The sequence below is a fragment of the Allocoleopsis franciscana PCC 7113 genome, assembly GCF_000317515.1.
GTDB lineage: Bacteria > Cyanobacteriota > Cyanobacteriia > Cyanobacteriales > Coleofasciculaceae > Allocoleopsis > Allocoleopsis franciscana.
Map to the genome: position 1 here is coordinate 5,085,836 of NC_019738.1, position 17,421 is coordinate 5,103,256.

Genomic DNA, 17,421 nt, shown 5'->3' on the forward strand with positions numbered 1-17,421 from the left:
ATGGCGGAAATAAGTGACCAGTTAATGAAAGAGCCAAAAGTAGAAGGTATAAGCCTTTCAACCTTCTGCCTTCTGCCTCCTGCCTTCTGCCTTCTTGTACTAGTTCGTTCTCTTACCTTCATCGCCTTTTCCTCAATTCATCTTCTCTTCTTCCCCTTCTGCCCTCTGCCTCCTGCCTTCTACCTTCCCCCTCAAAACAAGCAAACTATGACCAACATTTCTCTTGAACCGATCAAAGGCGTTCGCGGACAGCCGTATCCCGGTGCGCCCGACAACTGGAAGCGATTCTTCACCTTTAGCACCGATCACAAAGTCATCGGCATTCAATACATCGTCACATCGTTCTTCTTTTTCTTGATTGGAGGCTTGTTGTCGATGGTGATGCGGGGTGAACTCATTACCCCCGACGCCGATCTGGTCGATCGCACCGTTTATAATGCCCTGTTCACGATGCATGGCTCGATCATGCTGTTTATGTGGACATTCCCCGTTTTAGTAGGACTGGGAAATTATCTAGTTCCGCTAATGATTGGGGCACGAGATATGGCATTTCCCCGACTCAATGCGGTTTCTTTCTGGATGGTTCCCGTGGTGGGAATTCTCATGCTGGCCAGTTTTCTGGTGCCGGGAGGCCCGTCGCAGTCAGGATGGTGGGCATATCCGCCTGTGAGTTTGCAAAACCCAACCGGAAATCTGATTAACGGGCAAGTGTTGTGGATTTTGGCAGTGGCAATTTCGGGCGTGTCTTCGATCATGGGCGCGGTGAATTTTGTCACTACCATCTTCCGGATGCGAGCACCAGGAATGACCTGGTTTAAAACACCTGCCTTTGTCTGGTCAGTGCTGGCGGCGCAGTTAATTCAACTATATGGGCTACCTGCGCTAACTGGGGGTGCGGTAATGCTGTTGCTCGATATCACGATTGGTACGAGCTTTTTTGCACCAGACCGAGGCGGCAACCCTATACTCTATCAACACTTTTTCTGGTTTTACTCCCATCCAGCAGTCTATGTGATGGTTCTGCCCGTGTTTGGGATATTTTCTGAAGTTTTACCTGTTCATGCCCGTAAACCTCTATTTGGCTATCGGGTGATTGCGGCATCATCCATCCTCATCACGATTATCAGCGCTTTCGTGTGGGTACATCATATGTTTGCCAGTGCCACTCCAGGTTGGATGCGGATGTTTTTCATGGTGACTACGATGCTGGTAGGCGTTCCCTCTGGTATTAAGGTGTTTGGTTGGGTGGCAACGATATGGGGTGGCAAGATTCGCTTCACCACGCCAATGCTATTTGCGCTAGGTGGCATTAGTAACTGGCTATTTGCTGGCATTACTGGAATTTTTCTGGCTTCTGTGCCGATCGATATTCACGTTAACAACACCTACTTTGTGGTTGGACATTTCCATTACGTGTTGTATGGTGCGATCGTTATGGGCATCTATGCCGGAATCTATCACTGGTTCCCCAAAATGACCGGACGCATGTATTACGAAGGGTTGGGCAAACTGCACTTTGCCTTGACTTACCTGGGAACGGCGTTAACCTTCCTGCCCATGCACCCCGCTGGGTTGATGGGAATGCCCCGTCGTGTCGCATCTTATGACCTAGAATTTGCCTACTGGAATGTCTTAGCGAGTCTGGGCGGGTTTCTCTTGGGGCTGTCTACGCTACCGTTTATTCTCAACATGGTGAGTTCCTGGATTCGGGGCGATAAAGTGGGCAACAATCCCTGGCGGGCTTATGGCTTAGAGTGGCTCACCTCTTCACCACCCACAGTCGAAAACTTTGAAGAAACACCGATTGTGGTTTCGCGTCCCTACGGCTACGGTAGCAACGAACCATTGGTCGGGAACGTTCCTAACCCAGGCTTAACTGAATTTCCTGAATCGTTTACTCAGGAGCAAACATCATGACAGTAGAAAAAGCGATTGCACAAGACGTTGAAGCTAACGTTCGACAGCACCAGGAGCATGACGAAGCAGGAAACAGTAAATTTGGCTTTATCGTGTTTCTGCTGTCGGAAAGTGTCATCTTCCTGAGCTTCTTTGCGGGTTACATCGTCTACAAAACCACTAGTCCTGACTGGTATCCGCCTGGTGTTACTGGCTTAGAAACCAGAGAGCCACTGATTAATACAATCGTGCTGGTATCCAGTAGTTTTGTAATCTACGTGGCTGAACGTTATTTACACGATAAAAAGCTGTGGGGCTTTCGCCTATTTCTGTTAGCCACGATGGCGATGGGTAGCTATTTCCTATGGGGGCAAGCGGTGGAATGGCGCAGTTTATCCTTCAGCATTCAGTCAGGATTGTTTGGCGGCACTTTTTATTTACTCACCGGATTTCATGGCTTGCACGTTCTCACCGGTATTCTGCTGCAAACCTTGATGTTGGGGCGATCGTTTATCCCTGGTAACTACGAAAACGGTTTTTTTGGTGTTGAAGCAACGTCTTTATTCTGGCACTTTGTCGATGTCATTTGGATCGTGTTGTACACATTGATTTATGTTTGGCAATGAGTGAAGGCAGAAGGCAGAAGGTGATGTGCATTTAAACTCTATCATCTTCTCCCCCTGTCTTCCACTTTGCAACTAGAATGCTGATTAGCTTATCAACGCTTTCGGCAATAACGCATGGATGGAACTTGGCAACGCATTAACAAAAAGCTACAGCAGTGCTGAGTTTTAGACACTAAAATCTGTCCTGGGTTCAATTCAAGCAACAATCCTGTCTGTCCTTTCGTACTGACTTATCCTATGTAATTATTGAGGTATACATAAATTATTGCAATTCATGCTTTTACTCAATAATATCACCGTTAAAGCAACAATTTATGAAAGTGCCAATTCCCTAGTTTATCGAGGCATAAAAAACTATGATAACACACCTGTAATCCTCAAGGTTCTTAAAGAAGACTATCCAAGTCCCCAGGAAATTGTTCGCTACAAAAAGGAATATGCCATTACTCACTCTTTAAATCTAGAAGGAGTGATTAAGGCTTATAGTCAACAGGAATATCAGAGAAGTTTAGTGATCGTTCTTGAGGATTTTGGCGGGGAATCCTTAAAGAAATGGATGAAGCTCTCGCCACAGGGGTATTACCCGATGCCCTTACCCGAATTCTTAAGCCTCGCGATTAAAATTACCAAAATTTTGGGCAATATTCACAGCAGCAACGTCATACACAAAGATATTAACCCAGGTAATATTGTCCTCAATCCAGAAACGGGGCAAGTTAAAATCATCGACTTCGGTATTTCCACTCGCTTACCGTCCAATAGTCCTCCTCTAGTTCATCCTCATGGATTAGAAGGGACTTTAGCCTATATGTCGCCGGAGCAAACCGGACGGATGAATCGCACTCTGGACTATCGCACAGATTTTTACTCCCTTGGTGTTACGTTCTACGAATTGCTTACCGGGAAGTTGCCTTTTACTACGGATGATGTTTTGGAACTGGTGCATTGTCATATCGCCAAACAACCCGTTCCACCCAAAGAAGGCAGAAGGCAGACCGGAGCTTTAGTGAGGACAGGAGGCAGAAGGGAAGAAGTTCCTCAATCTGTTTCAGATATTGTCATAAAATTGTTGGCGAAAAATGCCGAGGATCGATATCAAAGTGCTTGGGGAATTCAAGCGGATTTAGAGGAATGCCTGCGACAGGTAAAGGCAACGGGTAGAGTAGAAAATTTTCGTCTTGGTTCTCAGGATATTTCCAACAAGTTTCAAATCCCGCAAAAACTGTATGGACGTGAAGCGGAAATTGAAACTTTGCTGGCGGCATTTAAACGAGTAGCTGGAGGCGAGTTAACCTCTCCTCCTATCCCTCTCCTACCAGAAGAGGGGAGTCCAACTTCCCCCTTCCATAAAGAAAAGGTTTCTTCCTCTGTCCTCCCCCCGCGTCGGATGGATAGAGGGGGGTTGGAAGGGCGAGGGGGGTTAGGTTGCGTCGAAATGATGCTCGTCGCTGGTTATTCCGGTATTGGTAAATCAGCACTGGTACAAGAAATTTATAAGCCGATTACCGAAAAACGCGGCTATTTCATCTCCGGTAAATTTGACCAGTTGCAGCGCAATATTCCCTACTCTGCCGTTGTTCATGCCTTTGGTGGATTGATGCGGCAACTCTTGAGTGAAAGTGAAGCACAATTGCGACAATGGCAAGAAAAAATTTTAGCGGCTTTGGGGCCAAACGCACAGGTCATTATTGATGTGATTCCCGAAGTGGAACTGATTATTGGCAAACAACCGCCCGTGCCAGAGTTAGGCGGTGCTGAGTCTCAAAATCGCTTTAATTTGGTCTTTCAAAACTTCATCAGGGTCTTTTGCACAAAAGAGTATCCCTTAGTCATCTTTCTGGATGACTTGCAGTGGGTAGACTCGGCAACTCTCAAGTTAATTGAACTGATGATGACGGATATAGATACGCAATACCTCTTGTTAATTGGGGCGTATCGGGATAACGAAGTCAACTCAACCCATCCCTTGATGATGGTGCTTGATGAATTGCGCCGTCAAGAAGCAACGATTAATCAGATTACCTTAGCACCTTTAAAACTAGAGCATATTAGTCATCTCATTGCCGATACATTACACAGCGATACTGATTCGGTAAAACCTTTGGCAGAATTGGTGAAGGGGAAAACTGAAGGGAATCCTTTCTTTGTTAACGAATTTCTGAAAACTCTCTATGCTGAGAATTTACTAGTGTTTACCCCCCCAACCCCCCTTGTTAATGGGGGAGTAAGAGAGGACTCCCTTTTTAAGGGGGAAGAAAGAGAGCATTCACTTACTTCGGGAGGAGTACAAGAGAAATTAATCAATTCCCCCTCTTACCAAGGGGGGGTTAGGGGGGGTAGGAGTCTTTGGCAGTGGGATATTGCTCAAATCGAGGCACAAAACATTACTGATAACGTAGTGGAATTAACCATCGCTAAGTTGAAAAAACTGCCCCAATCCACTCAGGAAGTTTTACGCTTGGCGGCTTGTATTGGTGCTAATTTTGACTTAAACACCCTCTCCATTATTTGCCAAAAATCGGAAGCGGTAATTTTCCAAGACTTATTGATAGCAATTGAGTCAGGGTTAATCTTGCCTGTATCTGAGTTTAATACAGAACTGTTAATCCAAGATTATAGATTCCTGCACGACCGAGTGCAACAAGCGGCTTATGCTTTGATTGATGAATCGCAAAAACAGGTTGTTCATCTCCAAATCGGTCGCAATTTGCTCGAAAAAACTTCACCAGAGCAACGCTCCGAGCGGTTGTTTGAAATCATCGATCATCTCAATCAAGGACTTGAGCTAGTCACGGCTCGATCAGAACGAACTGAAATTGCCAGATTGAATTTAATGGCAGGTCAGAAAGCAAAGGCAGCAACGGCTTATGACGCAGCTTTTAAGTATTTCACGACAGGGATTCAACGCCTCAATTCAGAGAGTTGGCAGAGTGAGTATGATCTCACCTTAGCGCTGTACTCAGAAGCAGCAGAAGCGGCGTATCTCCAGGGTTGCTTTGATGAGATGGAACAGTTGATAGAAGTGGTACTCGTTCACGCTAAGACAGTGGTTGACAAAGTGCAGGTTTACGATAGCAGCATTCAAAGATATTTGTCACAGGGCAATCTGAAAGAAGCACTCAAAACTGGATTGGAAGCGTTAAAGCTCCTGGGAATAGATTTAATAGAAAATCCAAGTCAGGCAGATACTCAGAGGGAATTGGAGTCAACGGCTGCATTACTCGCTGAACGAGAAATCGAAGACTTGATTAATTTACCAGAGATTGCTGCACCAGAACCACTGGCAGCTATAACAATCCTATCGAATATGGGGTCTGCTGCATTTATAACGTTACCAGCACTGTGGATACTGATTATATGCAAAACAGTAAATTTATCAATCACCTACGGTAATACTATCTGGTCACCGATGTATTATGCTGCCTACGGATTTGTTCTATGTGGAGTTGTTCAAGACATTGAACTCGGCTATAAATTTGGTCAATTGGCTATTACCTCGGCAGAACGATTGAATAACAAAAGAGGCAAGGCTAGAACCCTAAGGTTTTCGGGTACCCATATCATGCAATGGAAGGTGCATCTTAGCAACACAATACCAATGCTGGCTGATGCCTATCAAAGTGGAGTGGAAACTGGAGACTTTGAATGTGCTGGTTATGCTGCCTATAACCTATGCTATAACTCGTTTTCTGCTGGAGAGGAACTCACCCAACTGGAACAAAAAACAGCAACCTATAGCAAAGCGACCAATCAAATCAGACGGGAAAGCCCCTCGAATTGGCTTGCAATAGTGTGGCAGACAATTCTTAATTTGTTAGATAGGTCTGAGAATCCCAGTCGCTTAGTTGGTCGGGTGTGTAATGAAGAGGAGGCGTTATCACACGCTATTGCAGTTAAAGATGGAACTGTAATTCAAATACTCTATTTACACAAAGTCATGTTGTGTTATCTATTTGAAGAACACCATCAAGCTGTACAGACTGCTATTTTGGCAAGGAAACATTTTGAACAGGTGTCAGCAATAATGATTCTACCTGTATTCTGTTTCTATTATTCTCTAGCGCTTTTGAGCCTATCGCTCGATGCTTCAAACTCTGAAAAAGCAGCTTGGCTAAACTGTGTTAACACCAACCAAGAAAAAATGCAGAAATGGGCAGAACACGCCCCAATGAATTATTTACATAAATTTTATCTAGTCAAGGCAGAGAAAGCACGAGTCTTAGGGCAATTTCTTGAAGCTGAAGAGTTTTATGAACGGGCGATAGACGGAGCAAAGGAGAATGGATATCTTCAAGAAGAAGCCTTAGCGTATGAGTTAGCAGCCAAGTTTTATTTAGAGCGTGGTAGATTGAGGTTTGCCCGAACCTATATGAAAGAGGCACACTACACCTACACAATCTGGGGGGCAAAGGCAAAGGTCAACGATTTAGAAGCAAAATACCCGCAGTTACTCACAAAATCATCGACAGCGAAAAGCATTACTTCCACACGCACGACACATCCGACAACCACCACTGGCAGTCAATCTGGCGAAACATTGGATTTAGCCACCGTGATGAAAGCGTCCCAAGCAATTTCCGGTGAGATTGTGCTGGATAAATTACTCAGTTCCTTGATGAAGATTCTCATCGAAAATACTGGGGCGCAAACGGGCTTTCTCCTTTTAGAGAAAGCAGGACAATGGGTTATTGAAGCTTCGGGTACTGTTAATTCAGATAATGTCCCCGTGTTTCAGTCACTCTCTATTGACAACCACCTACCTACATCCATCATCAACTACGTTGTCCGAATGAAGGAAATAGTTGTTTTCAACGATGCTGCCAGTGAAATCCAAAATCCACCCCCCAACTCCCCCCTTGGTAAGGGGGGAACCAAAATACCAAATCTAAACGATCCTTATATCAAAGCGCATCAAACTAAATCTCTCTTGTGTACACCGCTGATTAACCAAGGTCAATTAAGGGGTATTGTTTATTTAGAGAACAATCTCACCATCGGTGCTTTTACGCCTGAGCGGTTGGAAATTCTACAACTATTATCCGGGCAAGCGGCGATCGCAATTACCAATGCCAAACTTTACGCCGAAGTACACGCAAGTGAAAGAAGGCTGACTCAATTCCTAGAAGCCATACCTGTAGGCATCGGAGTGCTGGATGCTAGCGGTAAACCTTACTACGCCAATCGCACGGCTATAGAGTTACTGGGTAAGGGAGTTGTGCCATCAGCTACCGCCGAGCAATTGGGAGAGGTGTATCAAGTCTATATCGCGGGAACCGATCAACAGTACCCCAGCGAACAAATGTCAATCGTGCGAGCGTTGAGGGGGGAATGCGCTACCATAGATGATGTAGAAATCCACCATCCGGATCGGGTTATTCCGATAGAGAGTCGGGGAACACCCATCTTTGACGAAAAGGGGAACGTTGCTTATGCCATCGGCGCTTTTCAAGACATCACCGATCGCAAACAAGCACAAAAACTTTTAACGGATTACAATCACATCCTAGAAGCTCAAGTTGCCGAACGGACAGAAGCATTGCACCAGCAAGCACAAGAGCTAAAACTGACCCTAGAACGCTTGCAACGCACCCAAAGCCAACTGATTCAAGCCGAAAAAATGTCGAGTCTGGGGCAAATGGTAGCGGGTATTGCCCACGAAATCAACAATCCCACGAGCTTCATCTACGGCAATATCAGTCCCGCAACGGGATACGCACAGGACTTGCTCCACCTCATTGCACTCTATCAGCAGTACTACCCCGAACCTGTTGCAGAGATTGCTGCACAAATCGACGCGATCGAACCCAATTTTATTGCAGAAGACTTCCCTAAACTGCTGGCATCAATACGACAAGGTGCCGAACGGATTATGCAGATCGTCCTGTCTTTACGAAACTTTTCCCGCCTTGATGAAAGGGAGTGCAAGCGAGTCGATATTCATCAAGGCATCGATAACACCCTGGTCATCTTACAACATCGCCTAAAACAACAGCCCAATCGCCCGGAAATTCAAGTGATTAAAGAGTATAGCGAACTGCCCAATGTTGAGTGTTATGCCGCTCAACTCAATCAAGTTTTTATGAATATTTTGAACAATGCAATAGACGCTTTAGAAAATGTTCGTAGTTCATCGTACTCGCTAGCACAAGAAGCAAGCTACATCGTTCATAGCAAAGTTGCTGAACTTGGTCGAAGCAATGAACAATCAACAATGAACTACGAACAATCTCCAACAATTTGGATTAGTACTGAAGTAGTCGAACAAAACAGAGTAGTCATCCGCATTGCTAACAATGGTTCTGCGATCGACCCTGCATTGCACTCTAAAATATTTGACCCATTTTTCACCACGAAACCTGTCGGTAGCGGTACGGGTTTGGGGTTATCTATCAGTTACCAAATTGTGGTAGAAAGACATGGGGGCGAACTGACGTGTCATTCAACTCCGGAGCAAATAACAGAGTTTGCGATCGCGCTGCCCATTACTCAAGGCAAAAAGTCTATGTAAGTAATACCAATTCTCTAAATTAAGACAGAGAATGCACATGAGCATCCCATAACAGGAGGCCTATATGATCATTGACGACCAATACTATGACGTAATTATTGTTGGCACGGGTGCAGGCGGCGGAACGCTGGCGCGAAAGTTGGCACCGACTGGCAAAAAGATTTTGCTTCTAGATAGAGGAGAACTAATCTATCGCGAAAGCTCAGAATTGGTCGATACAGAAGTTTTTAAGAAAGAGCAATTTCATGCACCTGAACCCTGGTACGACAATTCCGGGGAACCGTTTTATCCGCAAACCTATTATGCCGTTGGTGGCAATACAAAAATCTGGAGTGGCGTTTTGCAGCGAATGCGCGAACGTGACTTCGAGCAAGTGCAGCATCAGAGTGGGGTTTCTCCTGCATGGCCACTAAAATATCAGGACTTTGAGCCTTACTACACAGAAGCTGAGAAGCTGTATCAAGTACACGGTAAACTCGAAGATGACCCCACTGAGCCGCCCCATAGTGAAGCCTATCCGTTTTCAGAAGTAGCTCATGAGCCAATGGTGCAACGCATTGGGGAGACTCTTTCTCAGCAGGGGTTGCATCCTGTACATTTGCCGCTAGGGTTGGGCGAACACGGTAGAACCGATGCTGAAGACACGGGAGTGACCCCAATCCTCAACAATGAGAACGTGACGCTGAAAACGTCTGCCAAAGTCGTTTGTCTGCATACCAACCCATCAGGCTCAGAGATTAAAGCAGTTGAGGCAAAAATTGGGGAGCAGTCCTATTTATTTTTAGGCGATATCGTAGTGCTTGCCTGTGGTGCCGTGAATTCGGCGGCATTGCTGCTGCGATCGGCTAACGAAAAACACCCCAACGGGCTTGCGAATGGCTCTAATCAGGTCGGGCGAAATTTAATGAAACAACTGCTGTCGGTTGTGGTGCAGTTAACCTCGACGGCTAATTCTGGGTCATTTTCCCGCACATTAGGGCTAAATGATTTTTATTGGGGAAACAAGGATTTTCCCTATCCGATGGGTCATGTGCAAAACTCTGGTGGCATTTTTCAAGATGTCATTTTTGCAGAAGCACCCCCTGTTTTATCGGCATTGTCTAGGCTTATGCCCAATTTTGGCTTGCGGCAGTTGGCAACCCATTCCATCGGTTGGTGGCTGAAAACGGAAGACTTGCCCCATCCCGACAATCGCGTTCGCTATGTGGGAGACAAACTGCGAATTGATTACACGCCGAATAATGTAGAGGCGCACGATCGCTTGGTGTATCGTTGGGTTGATGTATTGAAAAGCGTTGAGCAGTCTCAGCCCAATGTATTTAACCGCACAACTCATCCTCGCAGTGATATGCCTGTACAGGTTGTTGCTAATCAGTGCGGCACCTGTCGGTTTGGAGAAGACCCAGCGACTTCGGTGTTGAATCTGGACTGTCGTGCCCACGACGTGCATAATCTCTATGTGGTAGACAGCAGTTTTTTCCCCTCTCATGCCAGTGTGAGTCCTGGTTTAACAGTGATTGCCAATGCTTTGCGAGTTGGCGATCGCTTAATCGAGCAGTTGAAGTAGGCGTTGCTGGAGGATTTGCAGTTCATTATCCACAGGGGTATCGTTCGGGCAGTTCTTCAGCACTGGGAAGATACTGCAACGGGTTGTACTGTACCATGACAATTCCCTAGGAGTGACTTACTGCTTGTATCTTAACTAAGTAAGACAAGATGATGATTGCTCCTGGATTCAGCACCAGTGGCATAATGGCAGCTAGTGGACTGGATTCTTTACGATGGAACTTTTTACGATTGGGCACTCCAATCACAGCATTGAAGCGTTTATTGCCCTACTACAACAACATGATGTAACGGCTTTGGTAGATGTGCGATCGCACCCCTACAGCCGCTATTTGCCCCACTTTAACCAGACACAACTTAAAACAGCACTATTTGATGTAGGAATTCGCTATGTTTTCCTAGGTCGTGAATTAGGAGCAAGACCCAGCGATCCAAGCTGCTATGTTGACGGCAAAGCTTTGTACGAAAGAATTGCCTCGACTGACTTATTTTCACAGGGTATTCAGCGGATATTGAAAGGTGCAGCAACCTACAAAATTGCACTGATGTGTGCTGAAAAAGATCCCATCACCTGTCATCGGGCTGTTTTAGTATGTCAACACTTACGCGAGTTTGACTTAGATATAAACCACATCTTGAGGAACGGTAATTTAGAGACTCATCAACATCTTGAAGAAAGACTTTTAGAGCTACATGGGCTAAAGCAACCAGAATTGCTTGAGCCAGTTCAACTGTCGCTATTTAATGATTTATCACTTCCTGCTCACTCTTCTATTCAATATTCAACCAAAGATTCTCTAAAAGAAGCATACAAGCGACAGGGTAATCAGATTGCCTATGTAGAAAAAGCGGTAATTCAGGATGAGTAACTCAGTTAATTTATTTACAATTGGTTTTACTAAAAAGACGGCTCAGCAATTCTTTGATACTCTTGTTAACGCTGGAGTAAAAAGAGTTATAGACACGCGCCTTAATAATATATCCCAATTAGCAGGATTTACTAAACGCAGCGATTTAGAGTATTTTTTACGCAAAATTGGTGATATAGAATACGTTCATATGCTAGAGCTGGCACCGACTAAAGATATTTTGGATGATTATAAAAAAAATAATGGGAATTGGGAGACTTATGAAAAGAAATTTTTGAATTTAATGAGCGAACGCAAAATTGAAAAAAAAATTCCCCCAGAAGTGATTACTGGTAGTTGTCTACTCTGTAGTGAATCAAAACCTCACCATTGCCACCGTCGTCTAGTTGCAGAGTATTTGAAGGATAAGTGGTCAAACATAAATATATATCATCTCTAAAAATTGATGAATCAAATTTATGGCTCAAATTATCTGCTTTGCAAATTCCAAGAAACATGGTGAACGATGTATTGCAGGTATTGAAATTTCTACAGGTACATGGATTCGCCCTGTGTCCAATTTGGATGATGGTCGGATTCCTAGGAGTATGTGTTTAGTTGATGGTGAAGAGCCAAAATTGCTAGACATTCTAGAAATTCCTCTAGCAACTACTGGTTCTGGCTACGAGTGTGAAAATCGCTCGCTCTTGCCTGGAAGATGGCAGCGAGTAGGACGCGCTTCACTGACAGATATAGTTCTGTACTGTGAACAAGAAATTATTCATAGTCAATGGCTAAATGCTGTTCCTTTTTCCTTCCTACAATCACTGCCACCCGATCAGAGACGCACCTTACAACTTATTAGAACAACTGGACTTAATGTACGTCAGTATCCAGACACTCGAAAGTGGGAAGCTTCCTTGCCAACAGTTAATGGACAACGGATGAGGTCTAAAATTACAGACTTGACTCTTATTGACAAACTTAACCAAGGTATAACTATTGGAAATGAATGCTTAGTTACTATCAGCCTAGGACAACCTTGGCGCAGGAGTAATTCAGAAGAATTATCCTGCTGGAAATTGGTTGCGGGGGTCATCGAATTGTCAGAATCTGACTTGATCTTAGTTGAAATGAGGCGACTTGGCTGGAGTATTGATCAAGGACGGGAATATTTGCAGCGAACTTACAATAAGCAATTACGCAAGCAGTTGACTGCTACTGAAATGACTCAGTTCTTGAGCTACCTAAAATCCCTTCCTACAAGCAGTCCATGAGGACTTCCTCTAGGAACTTACTGCGATCGCTTAATCGAGCAGTTGCAGTAAGACCGCTGAGGAGAGAGTTTTAGCCATATCCCGTATTATGGGCTTACCAAGGACTACCAATCATCGTAAATCCAGACCAGTAATTGGGATGTGAGAAATCCCGATCTCCCAGCTTTGCCAGTTCCGGCGGCAGAGGCAGCTTCTCCCCCGTCGTAGTGCGTAACTCCCCACCCTGCAAGCGAACCTCTCCCCTCAGCATTGCCAGTTGCGCCTGTTGTAGCGCCTGCGCTTTGATCGGTGCCTGCTTCAACTGTTGATAAAATTCCGTCATCAGCGCCAACGTCCCTTCATCGCTGATGTTCCACACACTCCCCAAAACCGACTTAACCCCCGCTTGTGCCGCTAACCCAGCAAAGCCCAACTCGGCTTCGCGATCGCCCAATGCCGTGCGACAAGCACTCAATACTAATAACTCCACCGGTGGGTTATTCCAGCCTAACTGCGGCAACTCACCCAGGGATAGCTTACTGTTCCACAGACGAATGTAAGTATTATCCCGTGTCCCCGGTCTAAAGCGGGCATGAGTCGCTAGGTGAACAATACCAAACGGCTTCTGGCGGCGTTGGGCTTTCAGATTATTCAACGTAAAGCCTTGATTGAGGTAAGACTTACCCTGCCACAACCGTGAAGTAATCAAGGACAACTCCACGGGTACCGCCGGTAAGGGGTTTTCATCCGTGAATTGGGACGCCCCCATCGCCAGCACTTGAGAATTTTTGATGTCTTGGTATTGGGTATTGGTTAAGCCCAAACTGGGCATCATCCCGATACTATACCGTTCCACTAAAAATTTCCGACCGTCGTAAAGAGCCGCCATCGGCAGCGAACGCAAACCCACATCCATGATATAGACGAGATTTTGGATGCCCTCAGTTTGTAAATCTTTCTTAATCGGTGCCACCAGCCATTGATCCAGTTGCTCTGCCATAGGAATGTAGCGATGGCGCGGTTGCCTGGGATCAGTAATGCGACTTCGCAAAAGGCTTGCCATTGCCACCACCTGAGCTCGTGTCGTATTGGGCACGCGCCGCCCAATCGCTTTCCCATCTGCCGTCACCACGAGCAGTTGTAATTGATCAGTATCTTTGGGAATGCGCTGGAGGAGGCGTTGAGTTTGAGTCTCTAGTCCTGAATTAGCTGTATCCTCTGTTGCCTCCGGGACTTGGGTATCGGGTACAAATACGGCATAAACTAGAGCTGATTTTACACCTGTGGCGGCCTGATTTTTCCGCAGTGTCGCACGAGCTTGTTCTAAAGAGACAGTTTCACTCAACGGGAGTCCTAGATACTGCTCGAATTGGTAGGTGAAGAACTCCTCCATTTCCGCAAAAGCGGCATCAATCTCCAGCCAGCCGATACTTGGTGGTAGTTCGAGTAGCGCTAAGGTTTTGTCATTATCCGGGATATTACCCTGGTAGTCACGATTGAACAAGACGTTTTGGTCTAGGAAAAATGACGGAGTAACCAGACTAATATCGCCCAACTTGAATGGGCCGGGGAATGTCCGAAAGGGAGAAAGGGTATCAATTCCATTGGTAATTGCGCTAGATGTACCATTCAATCCTGCATTTCCCACATCAAAGGGAGTGTTCAAGCTACCACCGCCATGCCGGATTGTAATTGAACCGCCTCCCACACCCCCAGCCGTAGAAATGCTGGCGGTTATGCCATTTTGAGCCGTGAAACTGCCCGTTGCCCGGAAAAACTGGTCAGTCGTAATATCAACGGTGCCCCCGGTGCCCCCTGTTCCCCCTTGGGCATTAATCGAAACCACTTGGATATCATTGAGAGGGTCAAGGAAAACATTACCCCCATTGCCAGAACTGGCGCTGGAATCGATCGCCCCAGTCGTCATCTGAGTCCGAGCTGAAATTGCGATCGCGCCTCCTCCAGTGACTCCTGAAGCGTTGAGGTTACCTGTAGTAATTGCTCCCTCAGTACTCTTCAGGGTAATATCTCCTCCATTGCCAGTCGTGGAGCTAGTATTTAGCGTTCCGGCACGAGTATCAATATTGCCACTATTGCTAGTTATCGTAATCTGCCGACCTGGATTGATGATAGAGCTAGTGGTAATCCCTTGATTGGCGATTAGCGTAATGTCACCCGCTCCAGTTATCGTAAAACCGTTGGTGTTAATCGAGCCATTGGCTGATTGCAGCGTGACTGGGGTATTAAATGTGACATTATCGCTCAGGGTAATATCACCACTGCTGTCATTGCCTCCAATAGCCATAGAAGAAAAGCCATTGAATTGTGCCAGGGCGGCGGCACTCAGGAAGGTTCCGCCGATGTCCAGATTCAGATTGGGGGTAACCGGCTGCAACCGTAAATTGCCCGTACCAGTCCCAGCAGAAGTACCGTCAAAAATCATTTTGTCAGCAGACAGGGTAAGATTGCCGCTTCCTGAAGCGATATTTGCATTGGTTACATAAATACCCGTATTGCTGCTATTTCCTGTGAACTCAACGTTGCCGTTTTCTGAAGTAATATTCCCATTAACAAAGATGCCTATGGCAGAGTCGTTAGTTCCCTGCGTCGTGCTGTTGAAGGTAATGTCTCCTCCTTTGGAATCGATCTCATTATTGTTAAAGATGCCAATTTCAGTAAGGCTATTCCCTGTAAAATTGATATCTCCACCCTGTGAGAGAACAACTCCTTCCGAACTAATTCCCCTACCGGGTTCACCCATACCCATACCCATGCCCGTACTCGTCCCATCAAAGGTGATTGTTCCCCCTCCGGAGTCGATTGTGCTGGCGTCTTTGTTCAAAATGCCAACATAACTGCTGCTACTGCCAGTGAAGACGATATTCCCACCCTCCGAGGTGATACTCTCATTCTCATTAACGAAGATGCCAGCAGATAGGCCAGATCCGATACTCGTCCCGTTAAAGGTGATGTTCCCACCTCCGGAGTTGATCGAACTGTTGACGAAGATGCCATGTATATCGGTGCCGTTGCTGGTTCCATTGATAGTGATATTTCCACCTAACGTGGAGATGGCATCATTGATTTGAACTCTGCCTGCACCGCTATTATCTCTGTTGGCATTTAGATTCAAATTCAGCTTGCCACTCGTAGAACTGATTCCCGCATTCAGAATAATGTCATTGTCAGCATCCAATGTAAGAGTCGCCTCTCCACCGACTGTCTTGTTGATCGGTGCATCGGTATTTTGAGTGATGTTGCCTTGGTCAGTGCCTCCAATATCCGTTGTAATCGTAACGTTAGTGCCAGTGTTAAGTGCGGTATTGATGTTGGCGACATCCACCTGATTGGTGCCAATCGCACCGCCCCCGCCATTGACAATCGTGATATCCGTTGGGTCAATCAACCAAGTGCCACCTGTACCATTAAAAGCAGAAGCATCGGGAGTACTGGTGAGATTGAGAAACTGCTTACCAGAGGTTTCAATCAATCCGCCATTCCCAGAAAATACTCCTCCCCGTGCAGTTAAGGTTCCGTGGATGCTGGCAGTATCCGTGGCAAACACGATCACTCTCCCACCATCACCGCTATTCAGGGCGTCGGCAGTAATCATCGAGTCATGACTGACAAGGGTTTGGGACGCATTCGGAACAGTGCCTGTACCCCGATAATCCCCGCCCATTCGCACCGTGCCACCGCCATTAGAACCATTGGCGCTAATATGGGCACCCAAAACTTCCACTTGGTTGCCCAAGACATTCACGACACCGCCAGTTTCACCCGCAGCATCCAAAGTACCAGAGGCAGTAGCGGTTCCCGCTTCAGTGGAAATTACTTGTCCAGAATTAGTTAGTACTACCTGTCCTGAAGAATTAACTGCAACACCCGATGCCACAGTCCCACCGCTTCCAGTCAGCAACTGGGGCAAAGAAAGCGGTGTAATTCCGGAAGTAGCCGCAGTTGCTGTTGGGTCAATCTCCAAACTGAGTAGATGTCCCGCTTGACTCAGGCGAACTAAATTCGACCCAGGCACAGCCGCCATCATAATTTGTCCCCCTGGTGCCGAAAGTTGCCCGGTATTGACAACAGTGCCACCCAATAAGGTTAAATTCTGTCCCTGACTAACTGCCAAATTGCCAGCATTGATAATACTTCCTGGCTGATTTGTGGTGAAGGCAAATGTACTCGGTGTTCCGACTAATGCCGTGTAATTATTAACACCTGTAGCATTAAACCAATTATCCTTAAAACCAATTCCATCAGCGGTCGTTGCGGTAAAGGCAGCAGGTACATTTAAGCTAGCATTTGTGCCAAAGACAATTCCGGCTGGATTCATCAAAAATAAGTTGGAATTGCCCCCTGTTACCTGAATTAAACCATTAATAACTGAAGGGTCACCACCAGTTACACGTCCCAGGATATTCTGGATATTCGGGTTCGAGAGAAAATTTGCAGTCTGATTGGCGTTAAGACCAAACTGAGAGAAACTATGAAAGAGATTCGCTCCATCTCCTGATAAACGACCCCCCGTGATATCAATGCGGTTGCCATCAGGAGTAACCTGGGTGTCAGTGCCATCGGCAGCAGGAATAATCGGTTGAGCAGATACCGATTTAGCGGCTTTCAATGTTAAAGTAGTGGCTGTGAAAGGAATACATCCTACCAGAGATAGAACTATCAGTAAATGTTGAGTTCTTTTCATAGAGAATTCTTATCCTTTT

At 45.9% G+C, this 17,421-nt stretch carries 8 protein-coding genes; 7 read left to right on the plus strand and 1 reads right to left on the minus strand.

All coding sequences use genetic code 11. The annotated features are described in order from the left end of the window. Window positions 1–207: 207 nt before the first annotated feature. The 7 genes from ctaD to MIC7113_RS20890 all read left to right on the plus strand — a co-directional run bounded on the left by ctaD (window position 208) and on the right by MIC7113_RS20890 (window position 12,721). Complete coding sequence (gene ctaD, locus MIC7113_RS20860) at window positions 208–1,917, plus strand: cytochrome c oxidase subunit I (RefSeq protein WP_041780153.1); 1,710 nt, start codon at window positions 208–210, stop codon at window positions 1,915–1,917. After that, the gene (locus MIC7113_RS20865) at window positions 1,914–2,522 is read left to right on the plus strand and encodes a cytochrome c oxidase subunit 3 (RefSeq protein ID WP_015184169.1); all 609 of its coding nucleotides are present in this window, start codon (window positions 1,914–1,916) and stop codon (window positions 2,520–2,522) included. The genes ctaD and MIC7113_RS20865 overlap by 4 nt, the downstream gene beginning before the upstream one ends. Window positions 2,523–2,796: 274 nt before the next feature. Beyond that, a complete protein-coding gene (locus tag MIC7113_RS34925) occupies window positions 2,797–9,030 on the plus strand; it encodes an AAA family ATPase (protein ID WP_015184170.1) in 6,234 nt (2,077 codons plus the stop codon). A 64-nt stretch (window positions 9,031–9,094) separates the two neighbouring features. Further along, complete coding sequence (locus MIC7113_RS20875; protein ID WP_015184171.1) at window positions 9,095–10,597, plus strand: GMC oxidoreductase; 1,503 nt, start codon at window positions 9,095–9,097, stop codon at window positions 10,595–10,597. 214 nt (window positions 10,598–10,811) lie between these two features. Continuing rightward, window positions 10,812–11,465, plus strand: coding sequence for a DUF488 domain-containing protein (locus MIC7113_RS20880; protein WP_015184172.1), 654 nt, complete (start codon window positions 10,812–10,814; stop codon window positions 11,463–11,465). Next, entirely contained in the window at window positions 11,458–11,904 is a 447-nt protein-coding gene (locus MIC7113_RS20885) for a DUF488 domain-containing protein (protein WP_015184173.1), read from the plus strand. The genes MIC7113_RS20880 and MIC7113_RS20885 overlap by 8 nt, the downstream gene beginning before the upstream one ends. Before the next feature lie 19 nt (window positions 11,905–11,923). Beyond that, complete coding sequence (locus MIC7113_RS20890) at window positions 11,924–12,721, plus strand: dual OB domain-containing protein (protein ID WP_015184174.1); 798 nt, start codon at window positions 11,924–11,926, stop codon at window positions 12,719–12,721. A 94-nt stretch (window positions 12,722–12,815) separates the two neighbouring features. Here the strand turns inward: MIC7113_RS20890 and MIC7113_RS20895 are convergent, their stop codons facing one another. Continuing rightward, the gene (locus MIC7113_RS20895; protein ID WP_015184175.1) at window positions 12,816–17,402 is read right to left on the minus strand and encodes a CHAT domain-containing protein; all 4,587 of its coding nucleotides are present in this window, start codon (window positions 17,400–17,402) and stop codon (window positions 12,816–12,818) included. Between the last annotated feature and the right edge of the window lie 19 nt (window positions 17,403–17,421).

Excerpts from the sequence above, each read along its gene's own strand:
- ctaD (WP_041780153.1), top strand. The coding sequence starts at position 208 with ATGACCAACATTTCTCTTGAACCGATCAAAGGCGTTCGCGGACAGCCG.
- MIC7113_RS20865 (WP_015184169.1), top strand. The coding sequence starts at position 1,914 with ATGACAGTAGAAAAAGCGATTGCACAAGACGTTGAAGCTAACGTTCGA.
- MIC7113_RS34925 (WP_015184170.1), top strand. The coding sequence starts at position 2,797 with ATGCTTTTACTCAATAATATCACCGTTAAAGCAACAATTTATGAAAGT.
- MIC7113_RS20875 (WP_015184171.1), top strand. The coding sequence starts at position 9,095 with ATGATCATTGACGACCAATACTATGACGTAATTATTGTTGGCACGGGT.
- MIC7113_RS20880 (WP_015184172.1), top strand. The coding sequence starts at position 10,812 with ATGGAACTTTTTACGATTGGGCACTCCAATCACAGCATTGAAGCGTTT.
- MIC7113_RS20885 (WP_015184173.1), top strand. The coding sequence starts at position 11,458 with ATGAGTAACTCAGTTAATTTATTTACAATTGGTTTTACTAAAAAGACG.
- MIC7113_RS20890 (WP_015184174.1), top strand. The coding sequence starts at position 11,924 with ATGGCTCAAATTATCTGCTTTGCAAATTCCAAGAAACATGGTGAACGA.
- MIC7113_RS20895 (WP_015184175.1), bottom strand. The coding sequence starts at position 17,402 with ATGAAAAGAACTCAACATTTACTGATAGTTCTATCTCTGGTAGGATGT.